This is a genomic window from Nocardioides marinisabuli, assembly GCF_013466785.1.
Taxonomy (GTDB): domain Bacteria; phylum Actinomycetota; class Actinomycetes; order Propionibacteriales; family Nocardioidaceae; genus Nocardioides; species Nocardioides marinisabuli.
In genome coordinates this window covers 3,025,361-3,047,909 of the sequence record NZ_CP059163.1, presented here as the reverse complement: position 1 = coordinate 3,047,909, position 22,549 = coordinate 3,025,361, and the positions used below count along the sequence as shown (strand labels likewise).

The window sequence follows — 22,549 nt, the reverse complement described above, 5'->3', positions numbered from 1 at the left end:
GGGCATAAAACAACACAAACACAGATCGACGCGATGGTCGCGGGACCGCCCAGGAGGAGCAGCCGATGTTTGCCCAGGAACGCCAGCAGGCCATGGCCCAGCTGGTGACCGAGCGCGGCCGCCGGTCGGTCAGCGAGCTGGCCGAGGCCTTCGACGTCACGAGCGAGACCGTGCGCCGCGACCTGTCGGTCCTCGAACGGCTGGGCCTCCTGCGCCGGGTGCACGGGGGTGCGGTGCCCTCGCAGGCCCTGGCCACCCTCGAGTCCGGCCTGGGCGAGCGCGACCTGGACCGCCCCGACGAGAAGGAGTCGATCGCCCGCGCCGCCCTGGGCCTCCTGCCCGGCGCCGGGTCCGCGCTGCTCCTCGACGCCGGTTCGACCACCGCCCGCCTGGCCGCCCTGCTGCCCGCCGACCTGCCGCTGACCGTCTTCACGCACTCGGTGCCGATCGCCAGCCGGCTGGCCGGCCGGCCCCACATCGACCTGCACCTGCTGCCCGGACGGGTGCGGCCCACCACCCAGGCCGCCGTCGGCCCCGAGACCGTCGAGGCGCTCGGCCGGATCCGCGCCGACGTGGCCGTGGTGGGCACGAACGGCCTGAGCACCGGGCACGGCCTGAGCACCCCGGACCGCGACGAGGCGGCGACCAAACGGGCGCTCGTCGCCGCTGCGCGACGGGTCGTCGTCCTGGCCGACAGCCACAAGATCGGCGAGGAGGCCCTGGTGCAGTTCGCGCCGCTCAGCGCCATCGACGTGCTCGTCACCGACGCCGCCATCAGCGACCGCCACCGCGCCGAGCTCACCGAGGCCGGGATCGAGGTGCTGGTCGGATGATCGTCACCCTGACCGCGAACCCGAGCCACGACCGCACGGTGAGCCTGGACGCCCCGCTGGAGCGCGGAGCCGTCCACCGGGTCTGCTCGGTGCTCTCGCAGGCCGGCGGCAAGGGGGTCAACATCTCCCGCGCCTGCGTCGCCGCCGGCATCCCCTCGCTCGCGGTGCTCCCCGCACCCGCGGACGACCCGTTCGTCCACGAGCTGCTCGCCGCGGGGATCGACGCCCGACCGGTGCCGACCCCGCACCCCCCGCGCGTCAACATCACCGTCACCGAGCCGGACGGCACCACGACCAAGCTCAACAGCCCGGGCCCCGACGCGACGCCCCAGCTCCTCTCCGCCCTCGCCGAGACGCTGCAGCACCGCGCGGCCACGGCCGCCTGGGTGGTGCTCGCGGGGTCGCTGCCCCCGGCCACGCCCGAGCGCTGGTACGCCGACCTCGTGGAGCTCCTCGCCGGCACCGGCGCCCGCGTCGCGGTCGACACCAGCGACGCCCCGCTGCGGGCGTTGGTCGAGGCCCTGCCGGGCGCAGCGCCCGACCTGATGAAGCCCAACGGCGCCGAGCTCGCCTCCTTCACCGGACACGACCCCGACGTGCTGGAGGCCGACCCGGTGGCTGCCGCCCGCGCAGCGGGTGGCCTGGTCGAGCTGGGGGTCGGCACCGTCCTGGTGACCCTCGGCGCCCACGGGGCGGTGCTCGTCGACGCCCACGGCGCGTGGCACGCCACTCCCCCGCCCACCACCGTGGTCAGCACCGTCGGTGCGGGCGACTCGAGCCTCTTCGGCTACCTCCTCGGCGACCTGCAGGGCATGTCGACCGACCAACGTCTCGCACTGGCCGTGGCCTACGGCAGCGCGGCAGCCGGCCTGCCCGGCACCACCATCCCGCGTCCCGCCCAGGTCCACCCGGACCTGGTCAGCGTGCGCGAGCTGTTCCACACCCAGGGAGGGTGACATGTCAGAACTGATCAACAGCGACCTCGTGCGTCTCGACGCGGATCTCGGCAGCGACAAGCACCAGGCCATCCGCGGCCTGGCCGCGCAGGTCGTGGCCGCCGGGCGCAGCGGCGACCTGGACCAGCTGGTGCGCGACGCGCTGGCTCGGGAGGAGACCTCGCCGACGGGCCTGCCCGGCGGCATCGCCATCCCGCACTGCCGCACGGCCGCGGTGCAGGAGCCGACGCTGGTCTTCGCCCGGCTCGCCCCGACGGTCGACTTCGGAGCCAAGGACGGCCCCGCCGACCTCGCCTTCCTGATCTGCGCGCCCGAGGGCGGCGACGCCACCCACCTCCAGCTGCTCACCAAGCTGGCCCGCGCACTGGTGAAGCCGGCGTTCACCGACGCCCTGCGCGGCGCCTCCACGGCCGACGAGGTCGTGGCCCTGGTGCAGGACGTGCTGGTGCCGGCCCGGACCGCGTCCACCACGGCCGCGCCCGGGGCCGGTCAAGCACCCTCGGCACCTGTCTCTGCACCCGCGCCGGCGGCCACGGGACCGACGACCCGCCGCCGCCTGGTGGCCGTCACCGCGTGCCCCACCGGCATCGCGCACACCTACATGGCTGCCGAGGCGCTCGAGGCCGCCGCCGAGCGGGCCGGGGTCGACATCGCCGTCGAGACGCAGGGCTCGGCCGGCTCCACCCCGCTCGACCCGGCCGTGGTCGCGGCCGCCGACGCCGTCATCTTCGCGGTCGACGTGGGGGTGCGCGACCGGTCCCGGTTCGCGGGTCTGCCGCTGGTCAGCTCCGGGGTCAAGCGCCCCGTCGACGAGGCCGACCTGATGATCGCCGAGGCGCTCGAGCGCGCGGACGACCCGGCCGCCGCCCGTGTCGAGGGCAGTGCCCCCGGCCCCGGTGAGGCCCGGGCCACCGGCACCGAGTCGTGGGGCGGTCGGGTCCGCCGCGTGCTGATGACCGGGGTCTCCTACATGATCCCGTTCGTGGCCGCCGGCGGCCTGCTGATCGCGCTCGGGTTCCTCTTCGGCGGCTACGAGATCGTCGACCACGGTGCCGTCGCCACCGACAACTCGCTCTTCAACCTGCCCGACCTCGACGCGCTGGGTCTCGACCACGCGCTGCTCGGCAGCCCGTTGCTGGCCTACTTCGGCGCACTGTTCTTCGTGCTCGGTGGCACCGCCTTCGGGTTCCTGGTGCCCGCCCTGGCCGGCTACATCGCCTTCGCCATCGCCGACCGACCCGGCATCGCTCCCGGCTTCGTCATGGGCGCGCTGGCCGGCACGCTCGGCACCGGCTTCCTCGGCGGCATCATCGGCGGCGTCCTGGCCGGCCTGGTGGCGCACTGGATCGCGCAGCGCCCTGTGGCCTCGTGGGCCCGTGGCCTGATGCCCGTGCTGGTGATCCCGCTGGTGACCACGCTGGTCGTGGGCTTCGTGATGGTCGTCATCCTGGGCCGTCCCCTCGGCTTCGTCATGGAGCGGCTCGACGCCGGCCTGGTCTACATGGGAGACCGACCCGGCCTGGCCGTGCTCCTGGGTGCCCTGCTCGGCGCGATGATGGCCTTCGACATGGGTGGCCCGCTCAACAAGACGGCCTACACCTTCGCCACGACCGGGCTGGCAGCCGCCGCGACGGCCACCGACGCGCCGCAGCTCAAGGTCATGGCCGCGGTGATGCTGGCCGGCATGGTGCCGCCGATCGCCCTCGCGCTGGCCACGGTCCTGCGTCCCTCGCTGTTCACCGCCGCCGAGCGCGAGAACGGCAAGGCCGGCTGGCTGCTGGGGGCGTCGTTCATCACCGAGGGCGCCATCCCCTTCGCCGCCGCCGACCCGCTGCGCGTGATCCCCTCGATCATGCTCGGCAGCGCCGTCACGGGCGGCCTGGCCGAGCTGTTCGGGGTGAGCCTGCGCGCCCCGCACGGCGGGGTGTTCGTCCTCTTCGCCGTCGACGGCGTGCTGGGCTTCGTGATCGCCCTGGTGGCCGGCGTCGCCGTGGCCTGTGCCGCGGTCCTGGCGCTGAAGTCGACCGCACCGACCCCGACCGAGACCCCGCTCGTCACCGTCTGATCCGCACCACCACCCGAACGACCCACCCAGCAGAGGAGCACCATGCCCAGCAAGACCGTCACCGTCGGCTCCGCCGTCGGCCTGCACGCCCGTCCCGCGGCCACCATCTCCGAGGCGGCCGCCGACCTCGACAGCGAGGTCTTCCTGGCCGTCGATGGCGAGGAGCCGGTCGAGGCGTCGTCCGCGCTGCTCATCATGACCCTCGGCGCCGGCAAGGGCGACCAGGTCACCGTGTCGGGCGACGACCAGGGCGACGTCGACACGATCGCGGCCCTGGTCGAGCAGGACCTCGACGCCTGAGACCCGCCCCCACGAGCGCCCGGCGCCCGGTCACTCCTGACCGGACGCCGGGCGCTCGGCCCGCAGGGCGAGGTAGACCGCCCGCACCCCCACGGCGCGCTCGAGCTCGCGGGTGACCCGCCCGAAGAACTGCTCGCGGTAGGTGTCGTCGGTGACGGTCGAGACCGCCAGGTAGAGCAGCGAGAACGCCGCCAGGAAGAGCGAGACCTTGCCCAGCGGCACCGAGACCTGCACCAGGTAGGGCAGCTTGGTGATCTCGTCGACCGCCTGGCCGGTCCAGGCGGCCTGCACGTCGACGCCCATCGTCAGCGCCCCGAAGAGCAGGAAGAAGATCAGCACGCCGCCGGCCATCAGCAGCACCTGCGCGGCCTGGATGACGACCATCGCGAGCACCAGGTTGGCGCGCTCGAAGCCGGTGACCGTCGCGTACGACGCCGGGTCGGCGTCGGGGTCGGCCACCAGGCGGGCGCACTCGGCCTCCAGCGGGGTGCCGGCGCAGGCGCGCACGAGGAAGGCGTCGTCGACCTCGTCGTCGACCTTGTCGACCTCCTCGGGCAGGCGCACGCCCAGGAACGCCACCGCGAGCACGGCGAAGAGCAGCACCACCAGCCACAGCGCACCGGTCTCCAGCTCGGCGGCGAGCTGCCAGACCTCGGCGTTGATGAAGAGGAAGGTCACGAAGACCAGCAGCAGCGGCAGCGCCCGGGTGGCCAGCGGCAGCAGCGAGCGCAGCCCGGCCACGGTGCGCGCCAGCGCCCACGTCACGATCGGGCGCGCGTGCAGCACCGTCAGCGCGTAGACCACGGTGGCGGCGATGACCAGCGACAGCACGACCGCCGGCGCGGCGCTCACCTGCCCGGTCACCCAGGCCAGCGCCGCCCCGCCCGCGGCGGCGACCAGCGCCACCAGCAGCAGGCGCGGCACGGTGCGGCGGGGCGAGAGCGCGGCCCTGGCCTCGGAGCGCTTCTCGGGCACGAAGTAGGACAGCCCGTTGGCCAGGAACCACGCGTCGGTGCGCTCGAGCGGGTCCTCGCCGCGGCCGTGGCGCCCGCGCAGCGGCAGCGAGGGACGCGAGGGCACCGGCTCAGACCCCCGGTGCCGGGCGCAGCGCCTCGCGGGCGCGGTCCACGTCGTCGGCCATCTGCTCGAGCAGCTCCTCGACGGAGTCGAAGGCGACCATCCCGCGCAGCCGGTCGACGAAGCCGACCTCCACCTCGACGCCGTACAGGTCGAGGTCGGTGCGGTCGAGGACGTAGGTCTCGACGCGGCGCTCGCGCTCGCCGGCGAAGGTGGGGTTGGTGCCGACGCTGATCGCGCCGGGCAGGCTCTCCCCCGTGTCGAGGCGGCGCAGCCACCCGGCGTACACGCCGTCGGCCGGGGCCGCGCTGCGCGGGCCGACCGGCACGTTGGCGGTCGGGTAGCCCAGGTCCCGGCCGCGCTGGTCGCCGCGCACGACCTCGCCACGCACGGCGTAGGGCCGGCCCAGGGCCTCCGCCGCGCCGGCGACGTCGCCGGCCGCCAGGCAGGTGCGCACGTAGGTGGAGGACCACACCTGCGGTCCCCCGTCGAGCTCGATGCCCTCGGCGTCCAGGTCACGGTCGGCGCCCAGCGCCACCAGGGTCGCCACGTCACCGGCGGCCCGGTGCCCGAAGCGGAAGTTGGCCCCCACGACGACGGCGGCGGCGCCCAGGCCGTCGACCAGCACCCGGTCGACGAACTCCTCGGGCGTCCAGGAGGCCACGTCGCGGTCGAAGGGCAGCGCCAGCACGGCGTCGGCGCCGGCCTCGGCCAGCAGCTCGGCCCGCGCCTCGAGCGTGGTCAGCGAGGTGGGGGCGTGCTCGGGGCGCAGCACGGCCATCGGGTGCGGGTCGAAGGTCACGACCACCAGGGTCAGGCCGCGGTCGTCGGCGACCCGCCGGGCCCGGGCCAGCACCTGGCGGTGGCCCAGGTGCACGCCGTCGAAGTTGCCGATGGTGACGACGGTGCGGGCCAGGTCGGCGGGCACGTCGTCCAGGGAACGCCAGAGCTGCACGGTCACGACCCTATCCCCGGCTCAACCCTGCACGAACACCGCGACCGGGCGCGCCCGGCCCTCGCGCGGCTCGTAGAGCGCCAGGAACTCACCGTCGGGGTCGAAGACCCCCGTCATCTCCTCGAGCGGGACGTCGATCGGGCGGCCGACACGTACGTCGCGCGCCTGCTGCTCGTCGAGGTCGAGGCTCGCGAACGCGGCCCGGGCAGCGGTGGCCAGCGGCAGCACCGCGAAGTCGTCGGCCAGGTCTTCGAGGGTGCGGGCCACGTCGAGGTCGTAGGGGCCCACCGCGGTGCGGCGCAGCGCCGTGAGGTGGCCGCCGGTGCCCAGCGCCGCGCCGGCGTCGCGGGCGACCGCGCGCACGTAGGTGCCCGAGGAGCAGCGCATCGAGATGTCGACGTCGAGCACCTCGACCGGCTCGCCCGCGGCGTCGGCGGCCGTGGCGGGACGCACCTGGTGCACGACGAGCTCGTGGATGGTGACCGGGCGCGCCTCCAGCTCGACCTGCTCGCCGTCGCGGACCCGCTGGTAGGCGCGCCTGCCGTCGACCTTGATCGCCGAGACGGCCGTGGGGACCTGCTCGATGTCGCCCACGAAGCCGGCGAGCACCTCGCGCACGGCCCGCCCCTCCACGCCCGCGGCCCCGGCGGCCGAGAGGGTCTCGCCCTCGGCGTCGTCGGTGCCGGTCGCGACGCCGAGCCGCACCGTGGCGTCGTACGCCTTCTCGGTGAGCATCAGGTGGCCCAACAGCCGGGTGGCCCGGTCGACGCCGAGCACCAGCACACCGGTGGCCATCGGGTCGAGGGTGCCGGCGTGGCCGACCTTGCGGGTCCCGGCCAGCCGGCGCACCCGCGAGACCACGTCGTGGGAGGTGATCCCCGCGGGCTTGTCGACGACGACCAGCCCGGGGGTCACCGGGGCGGAGGGCCTCACGCCTCGGGCTCGTCCACGCCCTCGGACTCCTCGGAGTCCTCACGGGGCTTCTTGTAGGGATCGGCCTCGCCGGCGTACGCCGCGCCGCGCTGGGCGGCGACGGCCTCGTCCTGGGCACGGGCCCGCGCCAGCACCTCGTCGAGCTGGCGAGCGGTCTCGGGCAGCGCGTCGTGGATGAACTCCAGCGTCGGGGCCAGGCGCATGCCGAGCTGCTTGGCGACCTCGGAGCGCAGCAGCCCCTTGGCCGACTCGAGCGCGGCCGCGGTCGCGGCCAGCTGGGCCTCCTCGTCGTCAGCGGCACCGGGGCCACCGACGCCGAGCACGGTGTAGAAGACGCTGGCGTGCTGGGTGTCGCCGGTGACGCGCACGTCGGTGACGGTCACGAAGCCGAGCCGCGGGTCCTTGACGCGGCGCTCGAGCATCTCGGCGACGATCACCTGGATCCGGTCGGCGATCTTGCGCACCCGGGGGTTGGTCATGTTCCTACCTTACGAACGTGGGGGTGTGAGTCGAGCGGCGCCCGCCCCCACGAGGTGGGGACGGGCGCCGGTTGCTGCTGCGCTGCCCTCGGGCAGCGGTGGAGCCGCGATCAGCTGCGCGGGATCTCCTTCATCTCGAACGCCTCCACGACATCGCCTTCCTTGATGTCCTGGAAGTTCTTGAGCACCAGACCGCACTCGAAGCCCTCGCGGACCTCCGAGGCGTCGTCCTTCTCCCGCTTGAGCGAGGCCAGGTCGAGGTTGTCGGCCACGACGTTGCCGTCGCGGATGACGCGGACCTTGGCGTTGCGGCGGATCAGGCCGCTGGTGACCATGCAGCCGGCGATGTTGCCGATCTTGGAGGAGCGGAAGATCGCGCGGATCTCCGCCTGACCCAGGGTCGACTCCTCGTAGATGGGCTTGAGCATGCCCTTGAGGGCCGCCTCGATCTCCTCGATCGCCTGGTAGATGACCGAGTAGTAGCGGATCTCGACACCCTCCTTGTCGGCCATCTCGGTCGCCTTGCCCTGGGGCCGGACGTTGAACCCGATGATGATCGCGTCGGAGGCGGCGGCCAGGTCGACGTTGGTCTCGGTGATCGCACCGACACCGCGGTCGATGACGCGCAGGCTGACCTCGTCGCCCACGTCGAGCGCCGACAGGGCGTCCTCGAGGGCCTCGACCGAACCGGACACGTCGCCCTTGAGGATGAGGTTGAGCTCCTGGCTCTCGCCCTTCTCCATGGAGGCCATGAAGTCCTCGAGCGTGCGGCGGACACGGCGCTTGGCCTGCATGGCCGCCCGCTCGCGCGCCTCGCGCTTCTCGGCGATCTGGCGGGCCATCCGGTCGTCGTCGACGACGAGGAAGTTCTGGCCGGCACCCGGGGTGGCGGTCAGGCCCAGGACCATCGCGGGACGCGACGGGTCGGCCTCGTCGATGCTCTCGCCGTGCTCGTCGAGCATGGCGCGCACGCGGCCGTAGGCCGGGCCCGCCACGATCGAGTCGCCCACGCGCAGCGTGCCGCGCTGGACCAGGATCGTGGCGACCGGACCGCGACCGCGGTCCAGGTGCGCCTCGATGACCAGGCCCTGTGCGTCCTGCTCGGGGTTGGCCCGCAGGTCGAGGGAGGCGTCGGCGGTCAGCACGACGGCCTCGAGCAGCTTGTCGAGGTTGAGCTCGGACTTGGCCGAGACGTCGACGAACATCGCGTCGCCGCCGTACTCCTCGGGCACCAGGCCGTACTCGGAGAGCTGGCCACGGACCTTGGTCGGGTCCGCGCTCTCCTTGTCGATCTTGTTGACCGCGACCACGATCGGCACACCGGCCGCCTTGGCGTGGTTGAGCGCCTCGATCGTCTGGGGCATCACGCCGTCGTCGGCCGCGACCACGAGGATCGCGATGTCGGTGGCCTGGGCACCACGGGCACGCATCGAGGTGAACGCCTCGTGACCCGGGGTGTCGATGAAGGTGATGCGACGCTCGGCGCCGTCGACGTCGGTGGTGACCTGGTAGGCACCGATGTGCTGGGTGATGCCACCGGCCTCCTTGTCGACGACGTTGGCGCTGCGCAGCGCGTCGAGGAGCTTGGTCTTTCCGTGGTCGACGTGACCCATGACGGTGACGACCGGGGGCCGCACCATCAGGTCGTCCTCGTCGCCCTCGTCCTCACCGAACTCGAGGTCGAAGGACTCGAGCAGCTCGCGGTCCTCGTCCTCGGGCGAGACGACCTGCACGACGTAGTTGAGCTCCTCGCCGAGCAGCTCGAGCGTCGCGTCGTTGACCGACTCGGTCGAGGTGACCATCTCTCCGAGGTGGAAGAGCATCTGCACGAGCTGGGCGGCGTCGACGCCGACCTTCTCGGCGAAGTCGGTCAGCGAGGCGCCTCGCGCCAGGCGGACGACCTCGCCGTTGCCCTTGCGGACGCGCATGCCGCCCAGGGTCGGGGCCTCCATGGCCTCGAACTCCTGACGACGCGCCCGCTTCGACTTGCGACCGCGGCGCGAGGGACCGCCGGGACGGCCGAACGCACCCTGGGTCTGGCCACGCTGGCCGGGACGACCGCCGCCGGGACGGCCACCGCCGCCGGGGCGACCGGCGAACCCGCCGGGGGCGCCACCGGGACGACCCGGGGCTCCGCCACCGGGGCCCGGACGACCGCCGCCACGACCACCGGGGCCGGGACGACCGGCACCGGGGGCGGGACGACCGCCGGGGCCCGAGCCGAACGCGGCCGGGGACTTGGGCATCATCGCCGGGTTGGGGCGCGGCATGCCGGAGCGCCCGGGAGCGCCGCCGTCACGACCGGCCGGCGGGCGCGGCGGGCGCTGGTCGCCGGCACCGGCTCCGGCACCGGGGCCGGGAGCAGCGGGGCCGCGCTCGCCACCGGGGGCCGGGGAGGGCTTGCGGCCCATGCCCTGGCTGGAGGAGAACGGGTTGTTGCCCGGACGGGGGGTGCCGGGGCGACCGACCGGACGCGGGGCCGGCTTGCCTGCCTCGCCGCCGTCGGACTTGGCGGCGGGAGCCTGGGGCTCGGCCTTCGGGGCCGGCTTGGCGGCCGGACGCGGCGCGGGCTTGGGGCCCGGACGCGGGGCGGACGCAGCAGGCGCGGCGGGTGCCTCCGGGGCGGCGGGCGCCTCGGGAGCGGCCGGTGCCTCAGCGGCGGCGGGCGCCTCGGCGGCAGCCGGCGCAGCAGGGGCCTCGGGGGCCGCGGGGGCCTCCGGGGTCTCGGCGGCGGGCTTGGGCGCCTTCGGGCCGGGCCGGGGGCCGGGCTTGGCCGCCGGGGCGGCGCTGGCGGGAGCGGGCGCCGAGGGAGCCTCGGTCTTCAGCTTCTCGCCGTACTCCTTGCGGAAACGCATCTCCGCAGGGAGCTCCACGGTGGAGCTCGCCGACTTGACGAACTCCCCCATCTCCTTGAACTTCTCGAGAACGAACTTGCTCTCGACGCCGAACTCCTTGGCGAGCTCGTGTACGCGGGTCTTGGCCACAATTCTCCTTCTGGCCCCAGACCCGGGTCACGGGCGTTCCTGGGGACCGTTAGTGGTGGTGCAAACTCATCGGGAAGAACTCATCGAGTGCTCATGAGCTGCTGCTCCAGTTCCTGGTCGTCCGGGCGGTCATCGGACCGCCTCGCTGTCTTCGGTGCTGTGCCTGCTGGTCGTGCTGGTGCTGCTGGTCGTGCTGCTGGTCGTACTGGCGGCCAGGTGCTCGGCCACCGGTGCGCTCGAGAGCCCCGGCCCGCCGCTGACACGCAGCGCCCGGGCGAAGGCCTTCCTCCGCACCGCGAGGTCGAAGCACTCGGTCGTGGGGTGCAGGTGCGCCCCACGGCCGGCTGCGCCGCCCCCGGGATCGGGCACGACGGCCGGGTGGCCGTGCGGGTCCGAGCCGACGACGAGCCGCAACAGCTCGTCCTTGGTGGCCCGGCGCCGGCATCCCACGCAGGTCCGGACGGGCCCGCGCGGAGCGGGATCGGCCGTGGGTGCGGGGACAACGTCTGGATGGACCACCACCGACAACCCTAGCGTGTCGGGCCCCCGAGGACCGAACCGGGAGCGTCGTGCGCCGGCCGGTGCCCCGCTCAGGACGGCGGGGCCACGACCTCGGTCTCGCGGGGAGCCTCGTCGCTGCGGATGTCGATGCGCCAGCCGGTCAGCCGGGCGGCGAGCCGGGCGTTCTGGCCCTCCTTGCCGATGGCCAGCGAGAGCTGGAAGTCCGGCACCACGACCCGCGCCGATCGTGCGGCGGCGTCGACGATCTCGACCGAGGTGACCCGCGCCGGCGACAGCGCCGAGGCGACGAGGGCGGCGGGGTCGTCGGCCCAGTCCACGATGTCGATCTTCTCGCCGTTGAGCTCGGCCATCACGCTGCGCACCCGCTGGCCCATCGGGCCGATGCAGGCGCCCTTGGGGTTGACCCCCTTGGCCGAGCTGGTCACCGCCATCTTGGTGCGGTGGCCGGCCTCGCGGGCCACGGCGGCGATCTCGACGGTGCCGTCGGCGATCTCGGGCACCTCGAGGGCGAAGAGCCGCTTGACCAGGTTGGGGTGCGAGCGCGACAGCGTGATCTGGGGCCCGCGCATGCCCTTGCGGACCGAGACCACCAGGCACTTGATGCGGGTGCCGTGGCTGTAGTCCTCGCCGGGCACCCGCTCGCTGACGGGCAGCAGCGCCTCGAGCTTGCCGAGGTCGACCATCACGTCGTCGGGGTTGCGACCCTGCTGGATCACGCCCGAGACGATGTCGCCCTCCTTGCCGGCGAACTCGCCGAAGCGCAGGTCGTCCTCGGCGTCGCGCAGCCGCTGCAGCATGATCTGCTTCGCCGTCGTCGCGGCGATCCGGCCGAAGCCCTGGGGCGTGTCCTCGAACTCGCCGATCTTGTTGCCGTCGTCGTCGAGCTCGGCGGCCATCACCGTGACGTGGCCGGTCTTGCGGTCCAGCTCGACGCGGGCGTCCTCGTAGGCGCCCGAGGTCTTCTGGTAGGCCATCAGCAGGGCCTGCTCGATCGCCTCGACCAGCACCTCGAAGGAGATCTCCTTCTCGCGCTCCAGCATCCGCAGGATGCTCATGTCGATGTCCATCAGGCGTCCTCCTCCGACTCGTCGTCCTGGCTGTCCGCGGTGGCGCCGGGGCGGTTGAACTCGATCTGCACGAGCGCCTTGGCGACCTCGGCGTAGCGCACCTCGCGCTGGGCCCCGTCGACCTCGACGGTGGCGGCGTCCTCGCCCGCGGCGCTGATGCGCCCGGTGAAGGTGCTGTCGTCGGAGGTCGTCACCTTGACCAGGCGTCCGGCGTTGCGGCGCCAGTGGCGCTCGAGGGTCAGCGGGCGGTCGACACCCCGCGAGGTCACCTCGAGGGTGTAGGGCTGCTCGCCCATCACGTCGGAGTCGTCGAGGACCCGGTTGACCTCGCGCGTGGCCTCGGCCACGTCGTCGAGGCTGACCCCGCCGTCCTTGTCGACGGCCACGCGCAGCACCCGGCGCTTGCCGGCCGGGGTGATCTCCACCGCCTCGACGTCGAGCTCGAGGGCCAGCAGCGGAGCGCGGAGCTCCGCCTCGATCCGGTCCCTGGTGGTGTCCTGCTTCGGCTGGGTCACGGGTCGGAGACCTCCGGTGTTCTCTTGTGCTGGTGCGGGCGTTGCGGTGCGGCCACGATAGCCCCTCCCCCGGCCCGCGCACGCAACGGCCGAGCCGGGCACCAGCGCTGCGCGCGAGCCCGGCGGCTAGGGTCGGGCGGTGCCCCACGAGCCCTCCGCGACGCGTCGTACGGCGCTGCGCGCCGTCGCGATGGGCGTCCCGCTGCCGGCGCTGCTGGCCGCCTGCACCGACGACCCCGCGACCGATCTCACACCCGGCGCCTCCCCCGCCGCCACGACGGACACGAGCGACGACCCCGACCTGGTGGTCGTGGCCGGGGTCCTGGGCGAGGTGGGCGCCCTGGTCGCCCTGCTGGAGGCCACGCGCACCCGCCACCGCTCGCTGCGCGCCCCGCTCGCCCCCGCCCTGCGGGTGCACCGCGCCCAGCTCGAGGCGGTGCTGGCCACCGGCGCCGACGACCCCGGGCCCCGCGGCCGCACCCGGGTGCCCGGGCGCCCCGTGGCCGCGCTGGAGGCGGTGCGCCGGCGCGAGGAGACCGCACGGCGCCGGCTGGTGACCCACGCGGTCGACGCCGAGAGCGGGGCACTGGCCCGCCTGGTCGCGGCCGTCGCCGCCGGGGTGGCCCAGCAGCAGGTGCAGCTCGCCACCGTCTCCCCCACCGGAGTCGGGCGATGAGCACCGTCGAGGCCCTCCAGGACGTCCTGGCCGCCGAGCACGCCGCCGTGCACGTCTACGGCACCCTCGGCGCGGCCACCTCGCTGTCGGCCACCCCCGAGCTCTACGAGCGCGTCTCGCTGGCCTGGACCGAGCACCGGGCCCGCCGCGACGCGCTCGAGGTCGAGCTGCGCGGCCTGGGCGTGCGACCCGTCGGCACCCGGGCGGCGTACGAGGCGCCCGGCCCGGTGGGCTCGCCCGAGGAGGTGTCGGCGACCGCGGCACTGCTGGAGCAGCGCTGCGCCGCGACGTACGCCGCCCTGGTCGCGGCGACCTCGGGCCCGCGGCGCCGGGCCGCCGTCGAGCTGCTGGCCGAGACGGCGGTGACGGTGCTGGCCTTCGGGGGTGCGGCCGAGCCGCTGCCCGGGGTGGGCGGGGCCTGAGCCGCACCGCCCCCTTCCGCCGGGGACCCCGGTCGCCTGCGAGGGAGTCCCGAGATCTCCCCCGCAAGGCGGGGCGTCAGGAGCGCCGTGCTGGGGGGCCCGGCGCTCCTGACACCAGGATCATGCCCCGTGGGAGGGGCCGCCAGGCGCCACCCGGCTCCTCACAAACCTGCAATGCAACAACCTGCAGGTCTGCGACCGGCGGGCGCTCACCGGTAGGCGGCGAAGGCGTCGTCGGCGCGCTGCGCCTGGCCGGGGGTGAACTCCAGGTAGCAGTCGTCGTAGCTGTAGTCCATGAAGTTGTGGATCGGGTCGAGCCCCGGCAGCGTGCAGGAGTCGCGCCCGGCCGGGCACCCGGTCGTCGAGCTCGACTGCGCCGGGGTGTCGGCCACCAGGTCGTTGCTGCTCGTGCAGCCGCCCTGGAAGGTGTGGTAGAGCCCGAGCCAGTGGCCGGCCTCGTGGGTGGCGGTCTCGCCGGCGGCGTAGTTGGTCGCCGAGCCACCCGGCAGGGTCGTGTAGTTGACCCGGATGCCGTCGATCGCGCCGTTGCGGGCGTAGTCCCACGGGAAGGTCGCGACGCCGAGGTAGGCGAAGTCGACGAGCCAGATGTTCAGCGCGTCGGCACCGCCCTGGCGGGTCTGGCGCCGGTAGCTCGACGACTGCTTGTCCTGGTGCCAGCTGGTGTTGTCGAACCGGTCGATGCCGGCGAGGGTGAAGCGGAACCCGGTGTCGGTCGCGGTCGCGGACTTCTGGCCCGCGAAGCTGCGGTTGAGCACGTCGACCTGCTGGCTGATGGCGCTGTCGCTGACGTCGCCGCCACCGGCGGAGTCGCGCATCACGTGCACGTAGACCGGGATCGTGGCGCCGGCTCGGGCCGCCGTGCCGGGCCGGTCACCCCGCCGGGCGAGCCGCCGGTCCGTCTGGCGCTCGATGCGCCGCTGCTCGCGCAGCGACACCTCGCGGTGGTCGGTGCCGTGCGGGCCGCCGCGTGCGGCGTCGGTGTCGTCGTGGCCGCCCTCGACGCACTCCACGGCGCTCGGGGTCAGGGTGTCGAGCGGCACCTGGGCCGCCGCGGGCGCGGCGAGCCCGGTGACGGCCAGCGCGAGGAGCGTGGCGGGGAGGCGGGACGACAGGGCCATGGGTGGGTTCCTTCGATCGGTGCGGAGCCGCTGGTGGGCGGCGGGTGCGCTGATCGTGGACCACGAAGGCGGGGTCGAGGAGGCCTGCGTCGCCTCCACTTCGTGCACTGCACGAACCTGCAGAAGTCAGCGGGCCCTCAGAGCCGCCGGGCCATGGCGAGCTCGAGCGTGGAGTCGACCTCGAGCCGGTCCGGCAGCACCTCACGGACGCGGGAGAGGGCGGCCGCGCGCTCGCTCGGGCCGAGCAGCAGGTACGCCGACACGGTCGCGAGCCGCCCCACGTAGGCGTCGCTCTCGACCGTCCCGACCGCGCCGAGGTCACGCTGGACGGTGTCGGTGAGCCCGGGAGCGGCCTCCATGTCGGCGACCGACCAGGGGTGCAGTGCCGCCGGGTCGGCGGCCGGCAGCACCTCGCGTTCCACGGCGTCGACGGCTGCCCGCAGGGCGGGCTCGCTGATCACCGAGCGCCGACGGAAGAGGGCGAGCACCCCGCCCGGCGCGAGCAGCCGGACCGCCCGGGCCCAGCGGCTCGCCGGGTCGGTCCAGTGCCAGGCGGCCGCGGCGTACACGAGATCGAAGGGCTCGTCCGCCGCGAACGCCTCGAAGGTCGAGACCAGCGTCCGCACCCGCAGCCCGCTCGTGCGCTCCACGAGGAGGGCGGCCATGTCGGGGTCGGGCTCCAGGGCCGTCACCGCCGTCGCCCCGCCCGCGAAGAGCCGCGTGGCCTTGCCCGTGCCGGCGCCGACCTCCAGGGCCCGGCGCGGCGGGCGTCCGGCGTACCGGTGCACGACGTCCACCAGCTCGAGGGGGTACTCGAGCCGGAACCGCTCGTAGTCGGAGGCGACGGAGCCGAAGTCGAGCCCGCGGGCGGGCCCGGTCGTGCGCGGGCGCTGGTCTCCCATGCCTCCACGCCTACCACAACACGGCCAGGGCCCAGGGCGTGTCGCCCGGCGTCCTCAGCGCCAGGCGGAGACGATGTCGTGGACGTCCGCGAGGCGGTGCGCCACGGCGTCCGGCACGCCCTCGGTGTGCCCGACCTGGCCGCGGGGGATCCGGCTGTGCGGGACGTGGATGGCCCGCATGCCGGCCTGCTGGGCGCCCTAGACGTCGTCGAAGAGCCGGTCGCCGACGTAGACGCAGCGCGCCGGGTCGTCGACGCCCACGGCAGCCATGGCGGCGGCGAAGGCGTGCGGGGAGGGCTTGGTCCACGCGATCTCGCTGGAGTAGACGTCGCCGTCGACGAGGTCGTACACGCCGTCGCGCTCGAAGAACCCCACGTGCCACTCGCGCGGCCACAGCGTGTTGGAGAGGACGCCGACCCGCAGCCCGTCGGCCCGCAGCGCCTCCCACAACGGCCGCACCTCGGCATCGGTCGTGGTGTGCGGCTCCCAGAACTCGTGGTACGCGGCGAGCAGGTCGGGGTCGTGGTCGAGGCCGGCCTCCTCGAAGAGGTCCGCGATCGTGGCGCTGCGCTGGTGGTCGCGGCTGCGCCCCCACACCACCTCGCCCGCGCCGAGCAACCGGGCGGCGTGCTCGCCGTGCCCGTCCTGCCCGTCGAGCAGGGCGTCGTCGGCGGTGCTGGGGGTGCGGCGCACGGCACCGGCGAGCGCGAGCGACTCGGCGTGGAAGTCGACGTCGTGCCACTGCGTGAGCGTGCCGCCCCAGTCGAAGATGACGGCCTCGACCCCCGACCCGCGCGGCACGCCCCGGCTCACCGGCGCACGAGGTCGACCAGGTGCGAGACCACGTGGTCGGCGGCGACCGCGGTCTTCTCCCCGCTCCGGCGGTCCTTGACCTCGACCTCGCCGGTCTCGGCCAGTCCGCGGCCCACCACGACGATGGTCGGGACGCCGATCAGCTCGGCGTCCTTGAACTTCACGCCGGGGCTGACCTTGCCGACCCGGTCGTCGTACAGGACCTCGACGCCGGCCTCGGCCAGCTCGTGGGCGATCCGCTCGGCGGCGGCGAGGATCGACTCGTCCTTGCCGGCCGCGACCAGGTGCACGTCGGCCGGCGCCACGTTGCGCGGCCACGACAGCCCGATCTCGTCGAGGGTGCCCTCGGCCACCGCCGCGACCGCGCGGGTCACGCCGATGCCGTAGGAGCCCATCGTGACCGTGACCAGCTTGCCGTTCTCGTCGAGCACCTTGAGGTCGAGCGCCTCGGCGTACTTGCGCCCGAGCTGGAAGATGTGGCCCATCTCGATGCCGCGCGAGGTCTGCAGGGTCCCGTCGTCGCAGCGCGGGCACGAGTCGCCCTCGCGCACGTCGGCGGCCTCGATGGTGCCGTCGGGGGTGAAGTCGCGCCCGGCCACCAGGTCGAGGACGTGGCTGCCCTCGACGTCGGCGCCGGTGACCCAGCGGGTGCCCTCGACCACGCGGGGGTCGACCAGGTAGCGGATGCCCGAGGCGCTCTCCTCGCCCAGCACGCCGGGGCCGATGTAGCCCTTGACCAGCGCGGGGTGCTCCTTGAGCGTGACCTCGTCCATCGGCTCGACCTCGATCGGCTCGAGCTGGCCCTCGAGCCGCTTGAGGTCGACCTCGCGGTCACCGGGCACGCCGATGGCCAGCGCCTCGCGCTCGCCCGTGGGGTGGCGCAGCTGCACCAGCACGTTCTTGAGGGTGTCGGCGGCCGTCCACGCCCGGTCCGAGCGGGGGTGCTCGGCGTTGAGGTGGTCGACGAGGGTCTCGATGGTGGGGGTCGCGGGCGTCTGCTCGGCGTGGGCGGCCGGGGCGTCGTCGTACGCGAGGGGCTGGGGGGCCCGCACCTCGACGGCCTCGACGTTGGCGGCGTAGTCGCAGGTCGTGCAGCTGACGTAGGTGTCCTCGCCGACCTCGGCCTTGGCCAGGAACTCCTCCGAGCGGGAGCCGCCCATCGCGCCCGACGTCGCCTTCACCACGACGTACTCGAAGCCGAGACGGTCGAAGATGCGCACGTAGGCGTCGCGGTGCAGCTGGTAGCTCTCGTCGAGGCCGGCGTCGTCGACGTCGAAGGAGTAGGAGTCCTTCATCGTGAACTCGCGCCCGCGCAGCAGCCCGGCGCGCGGGCGCGCCTCGTCGCGGTACTTCGTCTGGATCTGGTAGATCGAGAGCGGCAGGTCCTTGTAGGAGTTGTACAGGTCCTTGACCACGAGGGTGAACATCTCCTCGTGGGTGGGCCCGAGCAGGTAGTCGGCGTCCTTGCGGTCCTTGAGCCGGAAGATCCCGTCGCCGTACTCGGTCCAGCGCCCGGTGGCCTCGTAGGGCTCGCGGGGCAGCAGCGCCGGGAAGCTGAGCTCCTGGGCGCCGATGGAGTCCATCTCCTCGCGCACGATCGCCTCGATGTTGCGCAGCACCCGCAGCCCCAGCGGCAGCCAGGTGTAGATGCCGGGCGCGGCGCGGCGGATGTAGCCGGCGCGCACCAGCAGGCGGTGGCTGGGCACCTCGGCGTCGGCCGGGTCGTCGCGCAGGGTCCGGACGAACAGCTGGGACATCCGCAGGATCCGGGCAGAGCTCCGCGTCGAGGCAGTCATGGGCGCAAGGGTACGGCGAGCGGGTCCCGGTCCGCGCACCGGTTTGCGGCCCCCGCGCCCGGCGGCACGCAACCTTTCGCCCGCGGGCCGCGTCTCCCTGTCACCGGACCCTCCGACCGCGGGGGTCCCACGTCTCGGAGGACCACCATGAGCCGTCTGACCAGCACCCTCGCGTCCCTGGCCCTGGGGGCCCTCACCACCAGCCTCCTGCCCGCCGCGGTCGCCGCCGGCGGGGCGGAGGCACCCCCGCCGACCACGATCCGCCTCGAGCGTCTCGAGCGCGGCGCCGACGCGGCGGCGGCGTACGTCGACGGGGACCGGGTCGTCGACGGCGCCCGCTCCACGAGGGTGCGCGGCCAGCAGCTGCGCCTGCTCGGCACCCGTCCCGACGGGCGCTACGTCGTGGTGGTGCACCGCGGCGGCCGGGCGCAGGTGCGCGCGGTGACGCCCGAGAAGGGCTCGCGCAAGATCCTCCCGGTCTACGAGCAGGAGACCGCGATGCTCTCCGGCGACGGCACCCGGGTGGTGACGGCGCTGTACCGCTACAGCGCGGGACGCACCCTGCTGCGGGCCTACGACAGCACCAGCGGGGTGCGCACCGGGTCGGTCGAGCGCCGCGGCTACGAATCCGTGCTCGACGCCGACGCGACCACGGTCGTGCACTCCGGCGACCGCGGGCCCGTGGTCGCCTGGGACCCGGCCACCGGCACCAGCCGGCGGGTCAGTGCCCGGGCGGGCTACGCCGCCGACCTGGCCGCCGACCGGCTCGCGGTCCTGACCGGCGACCCCTACGAGGGCGGTTGCTCGGTGGTGAGCACCCTCTCGGACCCGGGCACCGCGCTGTGGCGCTCGTGCGAGGAGGGGGTGGTGGAGTTCTCGCCGGACGGCAGCCACGTCGCCACCATCCACCTGCTGACCGACGGCCTGGGCCCCTCGGAGGTGGCGGTGCACACGGTCGCCGGTGCGGAGACCGGGCGCTACCGGCTGCGCTCGGGGTACTTCCCGCGTGCCTTCTTCGAGGACGCCGACACCCTCCTGCTCGACACCTCCACCGCGAAGGCGTCGGCGGTGGTGCGCTGCGACGGACCCCGTTGCGAGCTGGCCTCCGACCTGGGCGCCGGGGAGACCTGGTGACCGGCGCGAGCGGGCGTCGACGTACGACGCGTCGCCGGAACGGGGTCGCAGCCGGCCTGGTCGCGGGCCTGGTCGCGGGCCTCGGCGCCGGCCCGGTCGCGGGCGGATCCGGCCCCGCCGCGGCGCCCCCGGCCTCGGACCGGCCCACCGTCGTCGACCTCTCCACCCTCGAGCGCGGCCCCGACACCACGATCGCCTACCGGCGCCACCGCACCGTCCAGCACGGGCCGGTCCGGGTGCGGATCCCCGGCCGCCAGCCCGACCTGCTGGGCGTGGTCGAGGGCGGCTACCTGGTCACCGGTGCGTCAGGGGGCCGCACCACGCTGCGGGTCCTCGGAGCCGACGGCAGCCGCCGCACCCTCGGCACCTACGGCCTGGCCTCGCGCGACTTCGTCCTGGGTGACGAGGGCCGGGTGGTGCTGATGCGGCTGCGCGGCCGTGGCGCCAGCACCCGGCTCACCCTGCTCTCGACCGTCGACGGCAGCGTCGTGGCCAGGCTCCGCTCGCAGCAGACCCTGCAGCCGCTCGACGTCACCACCGACGCGGTGGTCCTGAGCACCGAGCCGCCCGGGCGGCCCGGGCAGGTGCTCGTCTGGACGCCCAGCAGCGGGGAGCTGCGTCGGGTGGTGCGCGGACCGGCCGGTCTCGCCGACCTGCGGCGCGACGTCCTGGTGCGCACCCCGCGGCGCGACGGCGAGCAGTGCCTGGAGATGTCCACGGTCTCGGACCCCCGGCAGGTCGCGTGGAGCAGGTGCGCCGGCGACGTCCCCCGGGCACTCTCACCCAGCGGCGCCCACCTGCTGACCGGTGACGAGTGGGGGCGGGGGCACGACTTCCGGCTCATCGGCGAGGCGGGCGAGCAGCTGGCGCGCTACCGCGTCCGTGGCGGCAGCGGCACCGGCCTCGTGCACCTCGAGGACGAGCACACGGTCCTGCTCGGCGTCGAGGCCGACGGGGTCGGGGCGGTGGTGCGTTGCAGCGGCACGCACTGCGAGCTGGCGACCGACCTGACGTCACGACCTCCACGCTGAGCCGAGGACCCGGTCCTCGGAGCCGGTGACAACTTTTCGGCCGGTGGGTGCGTCCCACCTGTGAGAGCACGTCCCGACCGAGAGGACACGCCATGTCCCGTCTGCCCCGCCTCCTCGCCGTGGGCCTCCTGCTCGGAGGCCTCGCCCTGCCCGCTCTCGGCGTCGCACCTGCCGCTGCCGCCGCCGTGCGCATCGACCCCGCCGCCCTCGAGCGCGGGCCGAGCTCCGCCCTGCCCCACCTCGAGGGCCGCCGCATCATCGACGGCGACCTGCGGATCCGGGTGCGCGGCCGCCACCTCCAGCTGCTCGGCGAGACCGCCGACGGCTACCTGCTCCGGATGACCCGCAGCAGGACCGCCCAGGTCCGGTTCGTGCGCCCGGACGGCTCGACGGTCCAGGTCGTGGCCGACCTGCGCAACGACGACGCGGTGCTCGGCGGCGACGGCAGCGTGCTCACCGTGGTGCACCACCGCTTCCGGGCGCGTGCCTCGACGATCAGGGCCTACGACCCGCGGACCGGCGACCAGCTCGGGGTGCGCAAGGTCAAGGGCTTCGCCGACGTCCTCGACACCGACGGCACCGGGCAGGGCCGGGTGGTCTTCGCCACCTTCCCGCCCCGGCGCACCGTCCTGTGGGACCTCGCCACGGACTCCGGGGAGCGGGTCTCGAAGCGGCCCGGCTACCACGCCGACCTCGACGAGGACCTGCTCGCGGTCTACACCAGGGACCCCTACCGCGGCGGCTGCTCGGTGCTGCGCACCCTCAGCGACCCCGGCACCCGGCTGTGGCGCTCGTGCACCGAGCGGGTCACGGCCGTGGCCCCCGGTGGGGCGAGCGTGGCCACGATCGACCTGCTCAGCGACGGCATCGGCCCCTTCACGACCTGGGTGCGCACCACCGCCGGTGACCGGGTCGCCCGCTACCGCGTCGACGGGTTCTTCGGCTCGATCGACTTCGAGGACGCCGACGCCCTGCTGCTGCGGACCTACACCGCCGACAGCTCGGGGCTGGTGCGCTGCGAGCTCGAGAAGTGCGAGCTCGCCTGGCGGCTGCAGCCCGGCTCGCCGCTCCTGTGAGGTCGCTCAGAACATGACGGTCGAGAACCGGGCGGTCTCGGTGAAGCCGACGGCGCGGTAGGCGTTGCGCGCCGCGGTGTTCCACTCGTTGACGTAGAGCGAGACCGTCGGGGCGACCTCGCGGCGCACCGTCTCGGCCACCGCGGCCATGCCCGCCACCGCCAGGCCCTCGCCGCGACGGTCCGGGGCGACCCAGACGCCCTGGATCTGCGCGGCGTGCGGGGAGGTACAGGCGACCTCGGCCTTGAAGACCAGCCGGCCGCCGTCGAAGCGGGCGAAGGACCAGCCGCGGCTGACCAGCTGGGCCACCCGGGCCCGGTAGAGGTCGGCCCCTCCCCCGGCCTCGGGCGAGAGCCCCACCTCCTCGGTGTACATCGCCACGCACGCGGGGTAGAGCAGCTCCATGTCCTCGCGGGTCGTACGACGCACCCGCGGGTCGGCGGCGACCGCCGGCGGGCCCGACAGCTCCAGGTGGGGCTGGCGCCAGCGGGTGTCGCGCGGCGGGCCCCAGGCCCCCGAGACCGCCTGCCAGAAGGCCCGGACCGCTTCGTGGGGGCCCACGATCGTGGAGACCGTGCGGCTGCGGGTCAGGGCCCGCTCGGCGAAGGCGCGGGCGTCGTCGGGGGTCGCGTTGACCGGCACCAGGTTCGCGCCGACGTGGCAGGCAGCGACCAGCCTCCCGTCGGCGTACCGGCCCCAGACCTCGCCGCCGAGCCAGCGCGGCTCGAGGTTGGTGGAGCGGGCGCGGTGGTCGACGAAGACGTTGACCACCGGGTCGAGGTCGCTGAGCGCGAGGAAGTCCGCCAGGTCGGCGGCGCCGAGGGCTCGGACGCCGTGGCGGGTGGTCAGCACGTGACCGAGCCTACGTGTGGCC

At 74.4% G+C, this 22,549-nt stretch carries 23 protein-coding genes; 9 read left to right on the top strand and 14 right to left on the bottom strand.

Annotation, left to right across the window (positions count from 1 at the left end):
• Positions 1-65 precede the first annotated feature (65 nt).
• The 4 genes from H0S66_RS14585 to H0S66_RS14570 are packed head-to-tail and all read left to right on the top strand — an operon-like array spanning position 66 to position 4,154.
• Entirely contained in the window at positions 66-833 is a 768-nt protein-coding gene (locus H0S66_RS14585; protein WP_179616024.1) for a DeoR/GlpR family DNA-binding transcription regulator, read from the top strand.
• A complete protein-coding gene (locus H0S66_RS14580; protein WP_179616023.1) occupies positions 830-1,789 on the top strand; it encodes a 1-phosphofructokinase family hexose kinase in 960 nt (319 codons plus the stop codon). Before H0S66_RS14585 ends, H0S66_RS14580 begins: the two co-directional genes overlap by 4 nt.
• Before the next feature lies 1 nt (position 1,790).
• A complete protein-coding gene (locus H0S66_RS14575) occupies positions 1,791-3,854 on the top strand; it encodes a PTS fructose transporter subunit IIABC (RefSeq protein WP_179616022.1) in 2,064 nt (687 codons plus the stop codon).
• A 42-nt stretch (positions 3,855-3,896) separates the two neighbouring features.
• Entirely contained in the window at positions 3,897-4,154 is a 258-nt protein-coding gene (locus tag H0S66_RS14570; protein WP_179616021.1) for an HPr family phosphocarrier protein, read from the top strand.
• A gap of 30 nt (positions 4,155-4,184) precedes the next feature.
• Here the strand turns inward: H0S66_RS14570 and H0S66_RS14565 are convergent, their stop codons facing one another.
• The 8 genes from H0S66_RS14565 to rimP all read right to left on the bottom strand — a co-directional run bounded on the left by H0S66_RS14565 (position 4,185) and on the right by rimP (position 12,686).
• Positions 4,185-5,234: a hypothetical protein gene (locus H0S66_RS14565; protein WP_258016933.1), complete on the bottom strand. Its 1,050-nt coding sequence runs from the start codon at positions 5,232-5,234 to the stop codon at positions 4,185-4,187.
• 4 nt (positions 5,235-5,238) lie between these two features.
• A complete protein-coding gene (locus tag H0S66_RS14560; RefSeq protein WP_179616020.1) occupies positions 5,239-6,186 on the bottom strand; it encodes a bifunctional riboflavin kinase/FAD synthetase in 948 nt (315 codons plus the stop codon).
• A 21-nt stretch (positions 6,187-6,207) separates the two neighbouring features.
• Positions 6,208-7,119 (bottom strand): tRNA pseudouridine(55) synthase TruB, encoded by a 912-nt coding sequence (gene truB / locus H0S66_RS14555; RefSeq protein ID WP_179616019.1) that lies wholly within the window; start codon positions 7,117-7,119, stop codon positions 6,208-6,210.
• Positions 7,116-7,598 carry a 30S ribosome-binding factor RbfA gene (gene rbfA / locus H0S66_RS14550; protein WP_179616018.1) on the bottom strand — a complete coding sequence of 161 codons (483 nt, stop codon included), beginning with the start codon at positions 7,596-7,598 and terminating at the stop codon, positions 7,116-7,118. Before rbfA ends, truB begins: the two co-directional genes overlap by 4 nt.
• Positions 7,599-7,708: 110 nt before the next feature.
• Positions 7,709-10,582: a translation initiation factor IF-2 gene (gene infB / locus H0S66_RS14545; RefSeq protein ID WP_179616017.1), complete on the bottom strand. Its 2,874-nt coding sequence runs from the start codon at positions 10,580-10,582 to the stop codon at positions 7,709-7,711.
• Positions 10,583-10,711: 129 nt separating this feature from the next.
• Complete coding sequence (locus tag H0S66_RS14540) at positions 10,712-10,996, bottom strand: DUF448 domain-containing protein (protein ID WP_246305157.1); 285 nt, start codon at positions 10,994-10,996, stop codon at positions 10,712-10,714.
• 176 nt (positions 10,997-11,172) lie between these two features.
• Positions 11,173-12,171 carry a transcription termination factor NusA gene (nusA, locus tag H0S66_RS14535; RefSeq protein WP_179616016.1) on the bottom strand — a complete coding sequence of 333 codons (999 nt, stop codon included), beginning with the start codon at positions 12,169-12,171 and terminating at the stop codon, positions 11,173-11,175.
• Complete coding sequence (gene rimP / locus H0S66_RS14530; protein ID WP_179616015.1) at positions 12,171-12,686, bottom strand: ribosome maturation factor RimP; 516 nt, start codon at positions 12,684-12,686, stop codon at positions 12,171-12,173. The genes nusA and rimP overlap by 1 nt, the downstream gene beginning before the upstream one ends.
• A gap of 139 nt (positions 12,687-12,825) precedes the next feature.
• Between rimP and H0S66_RS14525 the strand changes: the two genes are divergently transcribed.
• Entirely contained in the window at positions 12,826-13,362 is a 537-nt protein-coding gene (locus H0S66_RS14525) for a hypothetical protein (protein ID WP_179616014.1), read from the top strand.
• Positions 13,359-13,784, top strand: a complete 426-nt coding sequence (locus H0S66_RS14520; protein ID WP_179616013.1) for a DUF4439 domain-containing protein — start codon at positions 13,359-13,361, stop codon at positions 13,782-13,784. Before H0S66_RS14525 ends, H0S66_RS14520 begins: the two co-directional genes overlap by 4 nt.
• Before the next feature lie 209 nt (positions 13,785-13,993).
• Here H0S66_RS14520 and H0S66_RS14515 read toward each other — a convergent pair whose 3' ends face one another.
• The 5 genes from H0S66_RS14515 to H0S66_RS14500 all read right to left on the bottom strand — a co-directional run bounded on the left by H0S66_RS14515 (position 13,994) and on the right by H0S66_RS14500 (position 18,434).
• A complete protein-coding gene (locus tag H0S66_RS14515; RefSeq protein ID WP_179616012.1) occupies positions 13,994-14,923 on the bottom strand; it encodes a zinc metalloprotease in 930 nt (309 codons plus the stop codon).
• Positions 14,924-15,060: 137 nt separating this feature from the next.
• Positions 15,061-15,825, bottom strand: a complete 765-nt coding sequence (locus tag H0S66_RS14510; protein WP_179616011.1) for a class I SAM-dependent methyltransferase — start codon at positions 15,823-15,825, stop codon at positions 15,061-15,063.
• Between the two features lie 54 nt (positions 15,826-15,879).
• Positions 15,880-16,005 carry a hypothetical protein gene (locus H0S66_RS20610; RefSeq protein ID WP_258016931.1) on the bottom strand — a complete coding sequence of 42 codons (126 nt, stop codon included), beginning with the start codon at positions 16,003-16,005 and terminating at the stop codon, positions 15,880-15,882.
• An 18-nt stretch (positions 16,006-16,023) separates the two neighbouring features.
• Positions 16,024-16,638, bottom strand: coding sequence for an HAD family hydrolase (locus H0S66_RS14505; protein ID WP_258016930.1), 615 nt, complete (start codon positions 16,636-16,638; stop codon positions 16,024-16,026).
• A complete protein-coding gene (locus H0S66_RS14500) occupies positions 16,635-18,434 on the bottom strand; it encodes a proline--tRNA ligase (RefSeq protein WP_246305156.1) in 1,800 nt (599 codons plus the stop codon). Before H0S66_RS14500 ends, H0S66_RS14505 begins: the two co-directional genes overlap by 4 nt.
• Before the next feature lie 147 nt (positions 18,435-18,581).
• Here H0S66_RS14500 and H0S66_RS14495 point away from each other — a divergent pair, with 147 nt between their 5' ends.
• From H0S66_RS14495 to H0S66_RS14485, 3 genes are all read left to right on the top strand, one after another.
• Complete coding sequence (locus H0S66_RS14495) at positions 18,582-19,568, top strand: hypothetical protein (protein WP_179616010.1); 987 nt, start codon at positions 18,582-18,584, stop codon at positions 19,566-19,568.
• Positions 19,565-20,599: a hypothetical protein gene (locus H0S66_RS14490; protein WP_179616009.1), complete on the top strand. Its 1,035-nt coding sequence runs from the start codon at positions 19,565-19,567 to the stop codon at positions 20,597-20,599. The genes H0S66_RS14495 and H0S66_RS14490 overlap by 4 nt, the downstream gene beginning before the upstream one ends.
• Positions 20,600-20,691: 92 nt before the next feature.
• The gene (locus H0S66_RS14485) at positions 20,692-21,675 is read left to right on the top strand and encodes a hypothetical protein (RefSeq protein WP_179616008.1); all 984 of its coding nucleotides are present in this window, start codon (positions 20,692-20,694) and stop codon (positions 21,673-21,675) included.
• Positions 21,676-21,681: 6 nt separating this feature from the next.
• On the opposite strand, the gene H0S66_RS14480 is transcribed toward H0S66_RS14485, so the two are convergent.
• Complete coding sequence (locus H0S66_RS14480) at positions 21,682-22,527, bottom strand: GNAT family N-acetyltransferase (RefSeq protein ID WP_179616007.1); 846 nt, start codon at positions 22,525-22,527, stop codon at positions 21,682-21,684.
• Between the last annotated feature and the right edge of the window lie 22 nt (positions 22,528-22,549).